We start from the raw sequence: 16061 nt of genomic DNA, 5'->3' as shown, positions 1-16061 counted from the left end.
ATTCCCTCTCTTGCCGCATTACAAGGATTATAAATAAGCCTTGCTCTGGCAGGCCAACGCTTTGCGTTGTTCAAACGTTAACGTTTGTCCTGAAACTCGAATTATTTGGAGTATATGATCTTCGTGTCGTAAAAACTTATTGTAACAACTCGCCTTCACGCTGCGCAATGGGCTATTCCCCGACCACATTTTGTCCATATGCCCACCAGCGGCGGCCTGTTACGATAAAAGATATAAACATTCCTTATAACAACGGTGCGGCATCAATAAGCCATTCTCTGTCGTTTGAGGGAGAAAAACGGCATACCAAATGTATTTTTTTGATAACAGGAAAGTATTTATATTTATGTAACATACAATGTGAGTTCTGTTTTAAAAATGATGTTTTTTAACAAACTTACAAATTTGACTATTGCAGAAAGGAAAATAGCACTCTATTATCACACTACACGCCACCAATAATATTAATTTGAGATTATCACAATGAGCGAAGCACTAAAGATTCTTAACAACATCCGTACTCTGCGTGCCCAGGCAAGAGAATGTACCCTGGATACTTTGGAAGAAATGCTGGAAAAACTGGAAGTCGTGGTTAATGAACGCCGCGAAGAAGATAGCCAGGTTCAGGCTGAAGTTGAAGAACGTGCGCGTAAATTGCAGCAATATCGCGATATGCTGATTGCCGACGGTATTGACCCTAACGAATTATTACAGTCTTTAGGTTCAGTGAAAGTTGCAGGTAAAAGCAAACGCGCTGCCCGTCCGGCAAAATATCAATACACTGACGAAAACGGCGAAGTTAAAACCTGGACTGGCCAGGGTCGTACACCGGCAGTAATCAAGAAAGCAATCGAAGAGCAAGGTAAATCTTTAGACGATTTCCTGCTGTAATTGTTTATAAGTACTGAATACTAAAAAACCCCCGATAGCTATCGGGGGTTTTTCTTTGGTAACGCGTTTTGCAAAGTGAAAACAGATATGTCAGCGTTTTTAGCTGCTCTCTGTTTTTGTAAAACAGAGAGCAATCATTACATTCTGTTATTTTTCTTCTGCTTCAATCGTTTCCTGCAGCCATTGCGCAAATTCCTGACCTAAACCGTCATGGCGCAAACCATATTCCACGAATGCCTGCATATAGCCTAATTTATTACCACAGTCATGGCTCACGCCTTTCAGGTGATACGCTTCTACCGTTTCTTTTTCCATCAGCATTGCGATGGCATCAGTTAACTGAATTTCATTGCCTGCGCCCGGTGGTGTTTTCTCCAGCAGAGACCAAATATCCGCAGAGAGTACATAACGGCCAACAACGGCTAAATTAGACGGCGCTTCGGAGGCTTTCGGTTTTTCAACCACGCCCACCATCGGTGCACTATCCCCTGCTTTTAATTCCACGCCTTTGCAATCAACCACGCCATAGCTGCTTACATTCTCAACTGGCTCAACCATAATCTGGCTGTGGCCTGTAGTAGAAAAACGTTGCAACATTTCGCTCAGGTTATCTTTTTTCAGATCGGACGCATATTCATCAATAATTACATCTGGCAGAATAACTGCGACGGGTTCATCTCCCACTAACGGGTGCGCGCACAATACGGCATGGCCCAGCCCTTTAGCTAATCCCTGACGCACTTGCATAATGGTGACGTGTTTAGGGCAGATAGATTGAACTTCTTCCAACAGCTGACGTTTAACACGCTTTTCCAGGATGGCTTCCAGCTCAAAACTGGTATCGAAATGGTTTTCGATAGAATTCTTAGAAGAGTGTGTAACCAGAATAATTTCATTAATCCCTGCTGCGATACACTCATTAACAACATATTGGATCAGCGGCTTATCTACCAACGGCAGCATTTCTTTAGGAATGGCTTTGGTGGCAGGCAGCATACGCGTCCCTAATCCAGCAACCGGTATGACCGCTTTTTTTACTTTTTTATTCACAATAGACATAAACAGCCTCTTATATACCGTTCAAATAATGAACTTTATTTATCTAATCAAGATAACCGAAAGAGTATAACGACTTTAACAAGAGCACGCTTGTCCCAACATTACTGTTCAATAAAAATAAGATAACTCCCTACATAGTAGGAAATAAAAAATAATACCGAAAGATGGGTATGGCCCGAAATCCGCACCGTCTTGCGCTATCAGACTATTCTGTCGTCAACATGAGGCGTAAACGACCGCCGCCACCCCATATCTGACATTGCCATGCCTCGCACTGATAGTTCAACTGGTTGAGATAGGCACCTTCAAGCGTGCCTAAAGGGACGCCGCTATTCAGTGCTATTTGCTGTTCGTTAACATTCAACGTCGCGTTTAACCCGGCAGAAATCAGTATCAGCTGTTTTAGCTGTCGATGGTAATACCCCACCAGCAAAGGAAAACGACCGTCCAGACTCGCCTGGCGCAGCAGTTGGTTTACCTGCTTTAATAACGTCGGCAGATACGGCAAACGGTGCTGCTGATCGGCCAAATGCTCCTGAAGCAACCCATTGAACAACGTTCGAAGCAGTAACGCGGCCAGCGTCCCATTATTATTGACGCCCTGAGTGACATCAAGACAGTAGAACGCCAGTTCCGTCTCCGAAAGCGCGGCAATATCCAACACCAGACCCGGCTGTTCCGCTGCCGTTAACTGACGGTAATTAACACGGCAATGAGCTAGCGTTTGCTGAACGGGGGGCTGTAGCTGGGCAAGCAGTTTGGTTACCGCTTCAGGAGATTGATTGAGGGAATCCATGTCCTGCATCAGTTGATCCATCTCATTCAGCTGTGAAGTAAACATATCGGGATACAGGCAAGACATTACGGCTTCACGCAGGCGTGCATAATCACGAATCGGCTTCAGTAACACATCCTGAACGCCAAGACGCAAGACTTTGGCAATGTCCGCCATCTGGCTGGTTGCAGAAATGATCAGTATTGGCGTATCGTTGTCCTTCAAACGCAGGCGTTCAAGGAACTCGATGCCTCCCATCGTCGGCATTTTCAGATCGCAAATCATTAAATCGGGTTGGTAGTGTTCAAGAATACTTAGCGCATCTAATCCATTAATCGCCTCCTGAACGGAAGCCCCAAGAGAAGTCAGATAACCAGCGAGCACAGATCGAAAAACGGCCTCGTCATCAATGACTAAAATATGCTTACCCGCCAGTGGTTGTTCCATCAGTACCCCTTACTTCAAACACCGAATAATCACACCTGCTTTAGCGCCGACATGCCGGATAGACAGCATACTTACGCATTTCTAACGACATGTGTTTTAACTACGACATGCGCCCTTAGTACCCTAAGGTCTTCGTTACGATTCTTTCGCTAGCGGCAACAATTCATCACGCATCTTTTCTACCGCCTTATAACCGGCCTCAATCGCCTCCTGCGCCCGATGAAAATCTAACGTCGCGATCTGAGGGCAATACGGTTGCAGCAGCACATCAGGCGGATCGCCTGCCATCCGCGTCATCTTCAACCGATTTTCCAGAATCTGGATCGATGTGCTCATGATCTCCATCGCCGTTGGCGAACTTTCTGTTGGCTGACGTCGGCTTCGCAGTAAACGTTCACGAATTCTGCTACGCCAATCTTGCGGGACATTTTCCGCATCAATGTCTGACGCCGTCGGTTTGATCGACAACAAGTCCTGATGATTCAAACTGGCATCGTGCTGAAGATCAACCGCAATCACAATATCAGCCCCCATTGCCCGTGCCAGAGAAACAGGAACAGGGTTAACCACCGCGCCATCCACCAGCCAGTAATCGTTAAATCGAACGGGGGATAGCAGGCCAGGCATACTGCAAGACGCGCGCATGGCCTGATGTAAATCGCCTTCTGTCAGCCAGAGCTCACGCCCTGTACTCAGGTTTGTCGTCACCACGCCATATTTGATATCACAGTCTTCAATCTGTGTTGTCTGGAGCAAATGCTTCACGCTATTGAAGACACGATCGCCACGCAATAAGCTGCCGCGCTGCCAGGAGAGATCCATCAGTCGAATCACGTCCCAGTAGCCAAACGCCCTCACCCAGCGATCCATTGAAGCTAAATTGTTGGTGGCATATGCCGCACCTACCAGCGCACCGATAGAACAACCTGCTACAACGTCAACCGCTATCCCCATTTCTGTTAACGCATTAAACACACCAATATGCGCCCATCCCTTCGCTGCCCCGGATCCCAAGGCTACTCCAATCTTTTTCCGTTGCATGATCGAACCACCCGTCTTCATTTTAGCGCACATTGCTACACGTAGAGTTTCTTAGGTAACATATCGGCATCCTGCATAGGGATCTGTTTATTATTTATCAGTTTTTATCTTAAATTTTCTTCAGGAGACGTCGTGTCAGAATCTTGCCCCTGTTGCAGTGGATTGCAGTATAACGCATGCTGTCAACCCTACCTCACGCATGCCGCAACAGCGGCTGAACCCGCCATATTAATGCGATCGCGCTATACCGCCTACGTCAAACACGATGTCGATTACCTTATCGCCACCTGGCATCCCGATCTCCAGCCTGAGAAATGGCGCGCGCCTCTCGCTGAAAGCTGCCAGAACTCACAATGGCTCGGCCTTACTATACTGGCAACGTCTCCCGGAAAAACGCCCGATGAGGGTTATGTGGAATTCGCCGCACGTTATATCTCGGAAACGGACAGCCAGCGAACAGAAGTAATGCGAGAACGCTCACGCTTCCTTCGCCAGCATAATCGCTGGTACTATATAGACGGCGTTCATGTGCAGACAGGCAGAAATGAACCTTGCCCGTGCGATTCCGGCAAAAAATACAAAAAGTGCTGCGGACAATAGAACACAGGCAGTCGCCCGCGCGGCGTTACCGCTGCGGTACCATCAGATCGTTATTTTAGTTTTTGGACAGGATCCACGCGCTCATGCAATCCCAAAATATACAAAGAAAAGTATTACGAACCATTTGCCCTGATGCAAAAGGGCTCATCGCAAAAATTACGAATATTTGTTACAAGCACGAACTGAACATCGTGCAAAACAATGAGTTTGTCGATCATCGCACTGGCCGCTTTTTCATGCGGACCGAGTTAGAAGGAATTTTCAACGACACCACATTGTTAGCCGATCTGGATAGCGCGCTTCCTGAAGGGTCTTCCCGTGAGTTAACCGCAGCAGGCCGTCGTCGCATCGTCGTTCTGGTGACAAAAGAAGCCCACTGTCTGGGCGATCTGTTGATGAAAAGCGCCTATGGCGGTCTGGATGTCGAAATTGCTGCCGTCATCGGCAACCACGATACCTTACAGACGCTGGTCGAGCGGTTTGATATTCCTTTCCATCTGGTCAGCCATGAAGGATTGACTCGCGAAGAGCACGATCAAAAGATGATCGCGCAGATCGATCAATACAAACCCGATTACGTCGTGCTGGCGAAATATATGCGAGTTCTGACGCCGGCGTTTGTTCAGCACTACCCGAATCAGGTGATCAACATTCATCACTCGTTCTTACCTGCCTTTATCGGTGCTCGCCCATACCATCAGGCTTACGAACGCGGTGTGAAAATCATTGGCGCGACGGCACACTACGTCAACGATAACCTGGATGAAGGTCCCATCATCATGCAGGACGTTATTCACGTCGACCATACTTACTCGGCAGATGACATGATGCGAGCAGGCCGTGACGTTGAGAAAAATGTCCTGAGCCGTGCATTATACCGCGTGCTGGCACAGCGTGTTTTTGTCTACGGTAACCGCACCATTATTCTGTAATTGGTTGATCGCGCATCTTTTTGTATAAGGATGCGTCGAACGGAATAAAAAAACGGCAACCGCATTTATTTTTGATATATACCGCTTTACAGGGGCGCGTCATTTGCTATGATGCGCCCCACTTGAAGCGAAAGCCTCTTGTAGCAAGGCCAGTGGTGGGGTTCCCGAGCGGCCAAAGGGAGCAGACTGTAAATCTGCCGTCACAGACTTCGAAGGTTCGAATCCTTCCCCCACCACCATTTCAAAGCAATATTTCTGAATTAAATCCCAACGACAAAGCATCAAATTCCCATCAGGGGAAGGTGAGAACCTTCGACCAAGGTTCGACAAAACCGGTACGGTTTTGAGCAACGCACAGCGTTGACCCGCAGGGTGAGGTGCGAAGCGCCGAATTATCCTTCCCCCACCACCATTTCAAAGTAGTTCCTCTGAATGACATCCCAACACCAAAGCATCAAATTCCCATCAGGGGAAGGTGAAAACCTTCGACCAAGGTTCGACAAAACCGGCACGGTTTTGAGCAACGCACAGCGTTATTTCCCCCACCACCATTCACACAGATAATCCGCGCGACATCGGCGATGGGGGCAAAAAACAGACCTTACGCTTTTCCTTTCCAGCGCCCCGGAACATAAGAGAACACCGGGAGCTGCCATGACCAGCGAATTGCCGCCAGACGCACCGCCAAACCAATAGTGAATGACGCCAGCAAGTTAATATCGTGGTTGACGTTAAGCGATTTGAGCCCCAGATATAAAAGCGCGACTAAAAGCGAGACGCTGGCGTACAGCTCTTTCTTCAGCACCATGGGTGTACGGTTGCAGAAAATATCGCGCAATATTCCACCGAAAATGCCGGTCACGATACCCGCCATGACCACCACCGTCATCGAATAATTCAGCTTCAGCGCCACATTGCAGCCAATAATGGTAAAGGCAATGAGTCCCATCGCATCCAGTACCAGAAAGAGGCGATGCAAATGGTGCATAAAGCGCGCAATGATAATCGTGAAAAGCCCCGCACCAATGGTGAGGTAGATATAGCCGGGATGCTGCGTCCAGCCGATGGGATAATTACCGAGGAGAATATCGCGAACGGTGCCACCGCCAAGCGCGGTGATAAAGGCAATCATGCCTACGCCAAAAATGTCCATATTGCGACGTCCGGCGGCCAGCGCCCCGGACATCCCCTCAGCCGTAATCGCGATCAGATAGATGTAAGTCAGCACACAAGTTATCCTGTGAAATGTGCCACTCCCTCTGTCCGCTTTACCTGAGAGTTTACGCAGCAGTGCTGCTTGCCCCTTCGGTGGGTTGCATCGCAACCTCTCTCCAGTTGGCTTCAATGGAATTCGCAGTTAGGGGAGCCTGAGCGATTATGGGAGTTTGCGCCTTCGGCGGAGCGTTATATATACCCTAAATAATTCGAGTTGCATGACGGGTATACGCCCTCTCTCCTGCGAGGTGCGGAGTATAACGGTCGACAAGCCCTAGGTTCAACTGAATATAAGTGAATCTTATTTTTAACGATTCTCATCTGCACTAATCGTCTCTGAAGCCACGGCAAGACGTTCATCTACGCAGTCCGAAAGCGTAGCCTCACCGTGACGGCATACCTCATTTTCTGCTACCATCTCGTCACATTTTTTAGCGAATGGCAGCGAACATGAAAGTTGTATCTTTTAATATCAATGGCCTGCGGGCGCGCCCTCATCAGTTGGCCGCCATTATCGAACAACACCAGCCGGATGTGATCGGGTTGCAGGAAACCAAAGTCCACGATGACATGTTTCCGTTAGAGGATGTCAGCCAGTACGGCTACCACGTTTATTATCATGGGCAGAAAGGGCACTACGGCGTCGCGCTGCTGTGTAAAACGCAGCCGATTGCGGTACGTCGCGGTTTCCCAACGGATGAAGAAGATGCACAGCGCCGAATTATCATGGCGGATTTCGCCACGGAGCACGGCACCTTCACGATCGTTAACGGGTATTTTCCGCAGGGAGAAAGCCGCGACCATCCGGTGAAATTCCCTGCGAAAACGCGTTTCTATCAGGATTTGCAAACCTATCTGGAGCAACACCACAGCGCCACGCAGCCGCTGATCGTAATGGGTGATGTCAATATCAGCCCCACCGATCTGGATATCGGCATTGGCGAGGAGAATCGCAAGCGCTGGCTACGCACGGGGAAATGTTCTTTCCTGCCGGAGGAGCGTGAATGGATGGCGCGTTTGCAAGGCTGGGGGCTTATTGACACCTTCCGTGCCGCCAACCCCGAGAGCACCGATCGTTTCTCATGGTTTGATTACCGCTCAGCCGGGTTTGATGACAACCGCGGCCTGCGTATCGACCTGATTCTCGCCAGCACGTTCCTGGCCGAACGCTGTGTTGCTACCGGTATTGACTACGACATCCGGGGAATGGAAAAACCGTCCGACCATGCGCCAATCTGGGCAGAGTTTGCGCTGTAAGAGTAGGTTGCTCTGTAGAAAGAGTACGTTGTAAAAATACTATCCCCGCCGTGCATCAAAGTACGGCGGGGATGAAAAAGCGGCGGAAGCATTGCGCTTATGTTTGCTTAATCCGCAGTTATTGCTTAACCAACTGCCATATCAGGTTGTTTGTACCCAGCGTTTGTTTGTCCCGCACGCATTGCAGAATCACACCTTCGACCTTTAGCACCGCACCTTCAGAATAGTTACGATTTTCATACACACAGCAGCGCAGGCAGTTGTTATTTTGCTCCCGCACCGTCGTCCCGGCCCCCCACACTTCCGGTGGCACCGGAACCACAATATCCGTTCCACCACGATTAGCCTGCGCCAGCGTGGGCAGCACCAGCATCACACCGGCAAAACACAAAGACACTAACGATTTCATTGCTCCTGCTCCTTCGCTTTTTTAGTCTGAGGCTTGCGCCGTTTTGTGGTGCCCGACGGCGGCGCAGAAAGCCCTTTAAACGCTCTCACCGCACCGTTTTGTTTAGCCTGCTGAATCAACTCCTGTAAGGAATGGGTCAGCGGTTGCATAAAATCCTGATAGCGGCATTTCTTCTCGCTGATTTGCGTCAACGTGGCTTCCCAATGCGCTGTCATGTCGGGGTGTGCCGCGCTGGCAGGCAGTGAGTGAATCAACGCCCGCCCCGCTTCACTCGCGTGAATATAGCGCGCTTTCTTAAACAGAAACGTCCGCTTAAACAATAATTCGATGATACCTGCTCGCGTAGCCTCTGTGCCTAAACCATCGGTCGCCCGCAGAATTTTCTTCAGTTCTTTATCCTGCACAAAACGTGCGATACCCGTCATCGCCGATAGCAACGTTGCATCGGTAAACGGTCGCGGCGGCTGCGTTTGGCGCTCAACCACCTCACCGCGTTCACACAGTAGCTCATCACCTTTTGCCACCACGGGCAGCGGCATGCCTTCGTTTTCTTCGTCACGTTCTTTACCGCCCAGCAGCGTACGCCACCCGGCTTCGGCCAGGAACCGCGCTTTGGCAATAAATTTACCACCCGCAATATCCAGTTCAATGACGCACTTGCGAAATACGGCGTCCGGGCAGAATTGCATGATGTACTGCCGTGCGACTAACCCATACACTTTACGCTCATTCTCCGTCAGCGAGGCGCTTGCGCTACGGGCGGTGGGAATAATCGCGTGGTGAGCATCGACCTTACCATCGTCCCAGCAGCGGTTACGCCGATCCACATCCATAACCGGCTGTGGCAGCAGGTCGGGCTGGTGCACGGATATCGCGTTTAAAACGGCATGACGCCCGGCAAAATGCTCCTCTGGCAGATAGCGACAGTCAGAACGCGGGTAGGTGATCAGCTTATGGGTTTCATAGAGCTTCTGGCACACGTCCAGCACCTGCTGCGCGCTGAGCCCGAAACGCTTTGCAGCCTCAATCTGTAGCGTCGACAGCGAATAAGGCAACGGTGCAGTTTCCGATTCCCGTTTATCATTATAGCTAGTGACAAATGCAGGCTGGCCTTCGATACGTTTGACGACATGTTCCGCCAGAGAACGATGCAATAAGCGCCCTTCTTCATCCTGATACGGTTCACAGGATTCGCTGGGCTGCCAGAGCGCGACAAAGCGCTCATCGGCAGGCGTCACGATGTGGGCTTTCACTTCAAAGTAGTCTTTGGGGACGAAATTTTCTATCTCTTCATCCCGCCGCACCACCAGCCCCAGCACCGGCGTTTGCACACGGCCAACCGACAGCACGCCGTCATAGCCGGCATTGCGTCCTAATATCGTATAGGCGCGGGTCATGTTAATGCCGTAGAGCCAATCCGCACGGGAACGCGCCAGTGCCGACACGCACAAGGGAATGAACTCTCTATTCTCACGCAGACGAGAAACCGCGCGCTCCACCGCTTGCGGGTTGAGGTCGTTGATCAGACAGCGACGCACCTGCTGGCGTTTCTCTTCCGGAAGAGACAAATATTCCAGCACCTCATCCACCAGCAGTTGCCCTTCACGATCGGGGTCTCCCGCGTGGATCACTTCGTTGGCATCATTCAGGAGTTTTTTAATGGTGTTCAACTGCTTGCTGACCGAGGGACGCGGTTGCAGCAACCATTTTTGTGGGATGATAGGTAAATCGGCAAGTGACCACCGTGCATAGCGCGCATCATAAACATCCGGCTGCGCCTGCTCCAGCAGGTGCCCCACGCACCACGTCACGACATCATTCTGACCGCAGGCAATAAAGCCGTCGCCGCGTCGATGCGGTTTGGGTAACACGTCTGCAATCGCCCGCGCAAGGCTGGGCTTTTCGGCAATAAAAAGTCGCATTATTCACCCTATCGCACACAGGCTGGACATTTCCCGCGTAACTCGCGGGAAAGCGCACTGTAAAACGGGTGGGAAGTCGATATTTTTCAAAAGATGACGATCAGAAGTAGTGAACAAACGTGTCGGTATCAAGCGGCGTGACCGTCGTTGAGGCTTTGAGCTGCGGCGTCCCCAGATAAAGGAAACCAACAATTTCATCCTGTTCACGACAGTTGAACGCTTCACGCACCAGCGCATTGTGCGTCCAGGCGCCGCTACGCCAGATACCGTTAAAGCCCTGCGCCAGTGCCGCCATCTGCATGGCCTGAACCGCACAGCCTGCGGAGACAATTTGCTCCCATAGCGGGACTTTCGGGTTCTCTTCACAATGTGCGACAACGGTGATAATCAGCGGAGCGCGATAAGGTGCCTGACGCGCTTTATCAATCCCGGCGTCGTCCAAGCCTTCCTGCTGCGCCGCACGGGTCAGCAGCGCACTAAAACGATCCAGACCGTCATTTTCGATCATAAAAAAGCGCCACGGCTGCATGGCACCATGATCCGGCGCACGCATACCCGCGTGGATAATGTTATTCAATGCGTCACCCGTCGGTGCCGGCGCGGTCAGGCGCGAGGCCGAACGACGATTCAATAGCAATTCAAGAGCATCCATCGCACATCTCCTGTCTGGCAATATAATTTCTGCAATACACGCTATTTCTACGGTAGAAACGACTGTACGGCAACGTTGCGCGCCACGTTAGCACAAGTAGAAGTTTTGTTACAAGATAACCCCGACAGGGTGCGCTTCCGCGGCGATTTAATGCTGACTTTTTACTGCCCGCTCATTAGGATACTATCACTCCTTGTGCTTCATCACTTGCCAGAGGGCGAGTTGAAGGACGTAGAGCACACGTTGTTTACCCGTTCATGGAGATATCATGCGCACATTGTGGCGAATTTTTAGCGGATTTTTTAAGTGGACATGGCGTCTGCTTAATTTTATCAGAGAATTTATTCTCAATATTTTTCTTATCGCCCTGATTCTGGTTGGCGTTGGGATCTACTCACAGGTAAAAACAACACCGGAAGTGGCCACGAAGGGTGCGCTACTGGTCGATCTGACGGGCGTGGTCGTTGATCAACCCACCGTCAATAACAAACTGCGTCAATTAGGACGCGAATTCTTCGGTGCATCGAACAACCGTCGTCAGGAAAATTCTCTGTTCGATATCGTCGACAGTATTCGTCAGGCAAAGAGTGACGATAACATCACGGGAATGGTGCTGGATCTCAGCGACTTTACCGGTGCCGATCAGCCGTCTCTGCAATATATCGGCAAGGCGCTGCGCGAATTCCGCGATAGCGGTAAACCCATTTATGCCGTCGGCGACAGCTACAATCAGTCTCAATATTATTTGGCCAGTTTTGCCAATACGGTGTCGTTGACGCCACAAGGCAGTGTCGATCTGCACGGTTTTGCGACCAACAACCTCTACTTCAAATCCATGCTCGACAAGCTGAAAGTGACCACCAATATCTTCCGTGTGGGAACCTATAAGTCAGCCGTTGAACCGTATCTGCGTGACGATATGTCTCCTGCTGCACGCGATGCCGATGGCCGTTGGATCAATGCGCTGTGGCAGCAGTATTTAAATACGGTTTCCGCTAACCGCCAGATTACACCTCAGCAACTTTTCCCAGGTGCGGCAGGCATCATTGCGGGCTTGCAGGCCGTTCAGGGCGACACCGCACGCTATGCACTGGATAACAAGCTGGTTGATGAAGTCGCATCACGTTCCGTGACCGAACAATCGCTGGTTAAAGCATTCGGCTGGAATAGCCAGAAGAACAACTTTAATTTCATCAGCATCTACGACTACACCATCAAACCGCCGGTGCAAAATAACAACCAAATTGCGGTTGTGTTTGCCAATGGCGCAATCATTGACGGGCCGGAAACACCGGGAATGGTCGGTGGCGATACCACGGCAGCACAAATTCGTGCCGCACGTCTCGATCCTAAAGTCAAAGCGCTGGTACTGCGCGTCAATAGCCCCGGCGGTAGCGTCACCGCGTCGGAGTTGATCCGCTCAGAACTGATGGCGCTTCGCCTTGCAGGCAAACCGATCGTGGTCTCCATGGGCGGTATGGCGGCATCAGGCGGTTACTGGATCTCAACGCCAGCAAACGCGATCATCTCCAGCGCCAGTACACTAACAGGGTCTATCGGCATTTTTGGCGTGATTACCACGTTCGAGAACTCGCTGGAAAGCCTTGGTGTTCACACGGATGGCGTTGCCACTTCCCCGCTGGCCGATTTGTCGATTACGAAATCGCTACCGCCTGAATTCTCGCAGATGATGCAGCTGAGTATTGAACGCGGCTATAAGAACTTCATCGATATTGTGGCACAGGCACGTAAGAAAACGCCGGAGCAAATCGATCAGATCGCGCAAGGTCACGTCTGGGTCGGTAGCGACGCAAAAGAAAATGGTCTGGTCGATCAGATCGGTGATTTTGATGACGCCGTGAAGAAAGCCGCTGAGCTGGCCAAACTGGGGCAATATCAATTGAACTGGTATGCGGAACAGCCTGGCCTGCTCGACACGATGCTGAATCAGGTGAACGCTTCCGTTTACGCCCTGCTGCCCGTTGCCGTTCAGTCTATGTTGCCAGCACCGGTCGCACAGCTGGCGGAGGCCGTGCGGTCACAGCCGTCTATCATGAATAACCTAAACGACCCGCAGAACCGATACGCATTTTGCCTCAACTGCGGAGAAGTCCGGTAGCGTTTACAGTAGCAGCCCATATGTACCCTAAAAGCCCGGTAATAGTCATTGCTTATGATAGTATTATCGGGCTGTTTTTCCCTCTATAATTCTCGGTTTACTCCTTACTCATACCACCATGCGAAAGAAATCCATTTATGTCGCCTATACAGGCGGCACCATCGGCATGCAGCGCTCTGCTAATGGTTATGTACCGGTATCCGGTCATTTACAGCAGCAGTTGGCAAAAATGCCTGAATTCCACCGCGAAGAGATGCCATCGTTCACGATTCATGAATATGACCCGCTGATCGATTCGTCCGACATGACGCCAGCGGATTGGCAATCCATCGCGGACGATATTCAAGATCACTACGATGATTACGACGGTTTCGTGATTCTGCATGGTACTGACACGATGGCGTTCACCGCCTCTGCGCTCTCGTTTATGCTGGAGAATCTTGCCAAGCCGGTTATCGTGACAGGGTCACAGATTCCGTTGGCGGAATTGCGCTCAGACGGCCAGACCAACCTGCTGAACGCGCTATACGTTGCGGCTAATCATCCGATTAATGAAGTCGCCCTCTTTTTCAATAACAAACTGCTACGCGGCAATCGCACTACCAAAGCCCATGCGGATGGTTTTGATGCTTTCGCCTCTCCAAATTATCCGCCACTGCTGGAAGCGGGTATCCATATTCGTCGGCTGGCGCCCACCGTGGAATGCAACAACTGCCCGCCGCTAAAAGTGCACCACATAACGCCGCAGCCTATCGGGGTGATTACGATTTATCCCGGCATTTCTGCCGATGTCATCAGTAATTTCCTTCGCCAGCCGGTGAAGGCGCTCATCCTGCGCTCCTATGGCGTTGGCAACGCGCCGCAAAGCCCCGGCTTACTGCACGAATTACGTGAAGCCTCCGCGCGCGGCATCGTGGTCATCAACCTGACGCAGTGTATTTCCGGGCGTGTGAACATGGGCGGCTATGCGACAGGTAATGCGCTGGCGCATGCGGGAGTGATCAGTGGCTTTGACATGACCGTTGAAGCCGCATTGACCAAACTGCATTACTTATTGAGCCAGCAAGCGTTAAGCGCCGATGAAATTCGCCATTTGATGCAGCAGAACCTGCATGGGGAATTGAGCGATAAAGATTGAGTTAATCACGGAGTCGTAATGAAAAAAGCATTGCTATTAGTTGATTTACAAAATGATTTTTGTCCCGGCGGCGCATTGGCCGTTAATGAAGGCGACCGAGTTATTGCGGTTGCCAACCGTGCGATTGAGGCCTGCGTGGTCGCTGACGTTACCGTGATCGCCAGTCAGGATTGGCACCCCGAGAATCACGGTAGCTTTGCCGTTAATGCGAATACCAAGGTTGGAGAAATCGGCGAGTTAAATGGATGGCCGCAGATCTGGTGGCCGGTTCACTGCGTACAGGGAACCGCCGGAGCTGATTTTCATCCAGCACTTAATCAGTCAGCCATTCAGTGGATCGTACAAAAAGGGACTCAGCCAGAGATCGATAGCTATAGCGCTTTTTTCGATAACGGACATCGGCTTAAAACCGAGTTGGATGCGTGGCTACACGCCAACCACATCACCCATTTGACCATTCTGGGGCTGGCGACAGATTATTGTGTTAAGTTCAGCGTGTTGGATGCCATTGCGCTGGGTTATCACACGGAAGTATTGGTGGACGGCTGTCGCGGGGTTAATCTTTTGCCCGATGACAGCGAATCTGCATTGCGGGAAATGGTACAACGTGGGGCGATCCTGACGGATATGACGCAGTTTCTTGCCACACTGTCTTCAACGCACTAACCATCGTCACTGTCGCACAGCATCACGACAGCCAATAAGGCTGCCTGCTCACACGTTAAGCATTGGGCTTCAGCGTAACGATCGCGTCAGCGATGTTAAACTCGCGCTTCAGCTCCTGCTTGCTCTTCATCACGATTTCGCCATCAGTGCCAATCGTCATGTGCTCAGCCTGTTCATTATGGCGAGCCTGCCACATCATCACCATTTGTAGGCAGTTTTCTTTCTGTTCAGCCGTCAACGCGACACCGTCTGGCCATTTGCCCAGCTCTACCGCCGTGACTAACCGCTGGTAAATTTCTGGCGTCATGGCGTCGATCAGATCATTGAGTTCCATATCCGGTTTCTGCTCCGAAAAAGGTCTGAGTTATTCTTACTGAGTTCTGTTATTGACAGGGACAATTATTGACGGGGTCAATGTACTGACAGGCGCACTTAATAGCTGAATCGTTTAAAGCTATACAGTATCAGCTTGCCACTGCCCTATTCATCACACACAGATTACCCGTCAACGCGCTCGCCATCAACGTCATCGATAAAGCTCAGCGAAGCAGAATTTACGCAGTAACGTTCGCCCGTGGTTTTCGGGCCATCAGGGAAAACGTGGCCCAGATGCGCATCACACTGCCCACAGCGGATCTCGATACGGCGCATATTGTGTGAATCATCTTCCAGATAGCGGACCGCTTCTGAGGAGACTGGCTGATCGAAGCTCGGCCAGCCACAACCGGAGTCATATTTGCTGTCGGAGTAAAACAGCGGGGCCTGACAGCACAGACAGTGGTAAACGCCGGTGCGCTTGTTATGCAGCAGTTTGCCTGAAAATGCAGGCTCCGTACCGCGTTGCTGGGTGACATAGCGCTGCATCTCTGTCAGTTCAGTATTATCGGACGGGGTACGCGAAGCAGAGTCGTTAGTCATGGAAGTCTCACAGCGGGTGT

Annotated in this window: 16 protein-coding genes, 1 tRNA gene, 1 other RNA gene and 1 riboswitch; of the genes, 9 read left to right on the top strand and 9 right to left on the bottom strand. The window is 50.8% G+C overall.

Annotation, left to right across the window (positions count from 1 at the left end; translation table 11 throughout):
* Positions 1–483: 483 nt before the first annotated feature.
* On the top strand, positions 484–891 hold the full coding sequence (gene hns, locus R9X49_RS06860; protein ID WP_015840215.1) for a histone-like nucleoid-structuring protein H-NS: 408 nt from the start codon (positions 484–486) through the stop codon (positions 889–891).
* A 147-nt stretch (positions 892–1038) separates the two neighbouring features.
* On the opposite strand, the gene galU is transcribed toward hns, so the two are convergent.
* The 3 genes from galU to rssA form a co-directional block, all read right to left on the bottom strand.
* Entirely contained in the window at positions 1039–1950 is a 912-nt protein-coding gene (gene galU, locus R9X49_RS06855) for a UTP--glucose-1-phosphate uridylyltransferase GalU (protein WP_015840214.1), read from the bottom strand.
* Positions 1951–2155: 205 nt separating this feature from the next.
* A complete protein-coding gene (gene rssB, locus R9X49_RS06850; protein ID WP_319847700.1) occupies positions 2156–3172 on the bottom strand; it encodes a two-component system response regulator RssB in 1017 nt (338 codons plus the stop codon).
* A gap of 135 nt (positions 3173–3307) precedes the next feature.
* Positions 3308–4213, bottom strand: a complete 906-nt coding sequence (rssA, locus tag R9X49_RS06845; protein ID WP_319847699.1) for a patatin-like phospholipase RssA — start codon at positions 4211–4213, stop codon at positions 3308–3310.
* A 132-nt stretch (positions 4214–4345) separates the two neighbouring features.
* Here rssA and R9X49_RS06840 point away from each other — a divergent pair, with 132 nt between their 5' ends.
* The 4 genes from R9X49_RS06840 (at position 4346) to R9X49_RS06825 (ending at position 6157) form a co-directional block, all read left to right on the top strand.
* Positions 4346–4813 (top strand): YchJ family protein, encoded by a 468-nt coding sequence (locus R9X49_RS06840; protein ID WP_319847698.1) that lies wholly within the window; start codon positions 4346–4348, stop codon positions 4811–4813.
* Between the two features lie 83 nt (positions 4814–4896).
* Complete coding sequence (gene purU, locus R9X49_RS06835) at positions 4897–5745, top strand: formyltetrahydrofolate deformylase (RefSeq protein ID WP_319847697.1); 849 nt, start codon at positions 4897–4899, stop codon at positions 5743–5745.
* Positions 5746–5899: 154 nt separating this feature from the next.
* Positions 5900–5984: transfer RNA gene (locus R9X49_RS06830), tRNA-Tyr, on the top strand.
* Positions 5985–6027: 43 nt separating this feature from the next.
* Positions 6028–6157: non-coding RNA, RtT sRNA (locus R9X49_RS06825), on the top strand.
* Positions 6158–6346: 189 nt separating this feature from the next.
* On the opposite strand, the gene R9X49_RS06820 is transcribed toward R9X49_RS06825, so the two are convergent.
* The gene (locus tag R9X49_RS06820; protein ID WP_319847696.1) at positions 6347–6973 is read right to left on the bottom strand and encodes a trimeric intracellular cation channel family protein; all 627 of its coding nucleotides are present in this window, start codon (positions 6971–6973) and stop codon (positions 6347–6349) included.
* Between the two features lie 21 nt (positions 6974–6994).
* Positions 6995–7090, bottom strand: a riboswitch (glycine riboswitch).
* Positions 7091–7410: 320 nt separating this feature from the next.
* Between R9X49_RS06820 and xthA the strand changes: the two genes are divergently transcribed.
* Positions 7411–8217 carry an exodeoxyribonuclease III gene (gene xthA, locus R9X49_RS06815; RefSeq protein WP_319847695.1) on the top strand — a complete coding sequence of 269 codons (807 nt, stop codon included), beginning with the start codon at positions 7411–7413 and terminating at the stop codon, positions 8215–8217.
* A gap of 118 nt (positions 8218–8335) precedes the next feature.
* Here the strand turns inward: xthA and R9X49_RS06810 are convergent, their stop codons facing one another.
* From R9X49_RS06810 to R9X49_RS06800, 3 genes are all read right to left on the bottom strand, one after another.
* Positions 8336–8626 carry a YnjH family protein gene (locus R9X49_RS06810; protein ID WP_319847694.1) on the bottom strand — a complete coding sequence of 97 codons (291 nt, stop codon included), beginning with the start codon at positions 8624–8626 and terminating at the stop codon, positions 8336–8338.
* Positions 8623–10548 (bottom strand): DNA topoisomerase III, encoded by a 1926-nt coding sequence (locus R9X49_RS06805; protein WP_319847693.1) that lies wholly within the window; start codon positions 10546–10548, stop codon positions 8623–8625. The genes R9X49_RS06810 and R9X49_RS06805 overlap by 4 nt, the downstream gene beginning before the upstream one ends.
* Positions 10549–10648: 100 nt before the next feature.
* Positions 10649–11200, bottom strand: coding sequence for an NAD(P)H nitroreductase (locus tag R9X49_RS06800; protein ID WP_225088029.1), 552 nt, complete (start codon positions 11198–11200; stop codon positions 10649–10651).
* Between the two features lie 268 nt (positions 11201–11468).
* Between R9X49_RS06800 and sppA the strand changes: the two genes are divergently transcribed.
* The 3 genes from sppA to pncA all read left to right on the top strand — a co-directional run bounded on the left by sppA (position 11469) and on the right by pncA (position 15123).
* Positions 11469–13319 carry a signal peptide peptidase SppA gene (sppA, locus tag R9X49_RS06795; RefSeq protein ID WP_319847692.1) on the top strand — a complete coding sequence of 617 codons (1851 nt, stop codon included), beginning with the start codon at positions 11469–11471 and terminating at the stop codon, positions 13317–13319.
* Positions 13320–13437: 118 nt separating this feature from the next.
* Complete coding sequence (gene ansA, locus R9X49_RS06790; protein ID WP_319847691.1) at positions 13438–14457, top strand: asparaginase; 1020 nt, start codon at positions 13438–13440, stop codon at positions 14455–14457.
* Between the two features lie 18 nt (positions 14458–14475).
* Entirely contained in the window at positions 14476–15123 is a 648-nt protein-coding gene (gene pncA / locus R9X49_RS06785) for a bifunctional nicotinamidase/pyrazinamidase (RefSeq protein ID WP_319847690.1), read from the top strand.
* Between the two features lie 55 nt (positions 15124–15178).
* Here the strand turns inward: pncA and R9X49_RS06780 are convergent, their stop codons facing one another.
* Together R9X49_RS06780 and msrB are read right to left on the bottom strand one after the other, a co-directional pair.
* Entirely contained in the window at positions 15179–15457 is a 279-nt protein-coding gene (locus R9X49_RS06780; protein WP_319847689.1) for a YeaC family protein, read from the bottom strand.
* 164 nt (positions 15458–15621) lie between these two features.
* Positions 15622–16041, bottom strand: coding sequence for a peptide-methionine (R)-S-oxide reductase MsrB (gene msrB / locus R9X49_RS06775; protein WP_015840200.1), 420 nt, complete (start codon positions 16039–16041; stop codon positions 15622–15624).
* Positions 16042–16061: the final 20 nt, after the last annotated feature.

The sequence above is a fragment of the Pectobacterium carotovorum genome (assembly GCF_033898505.1).
GTDB lineage: Bacteria > Pseudomonadota > Gammaproteobacteria > Enterobacterales > Enterobacteriaceae > Pectobacterium > Pectobacterium carotovorum_J.
Note: the sequence above shows the minus strand (reverse complement) of the source record. Positions and strands in the feature narration are given on the sequence as shown.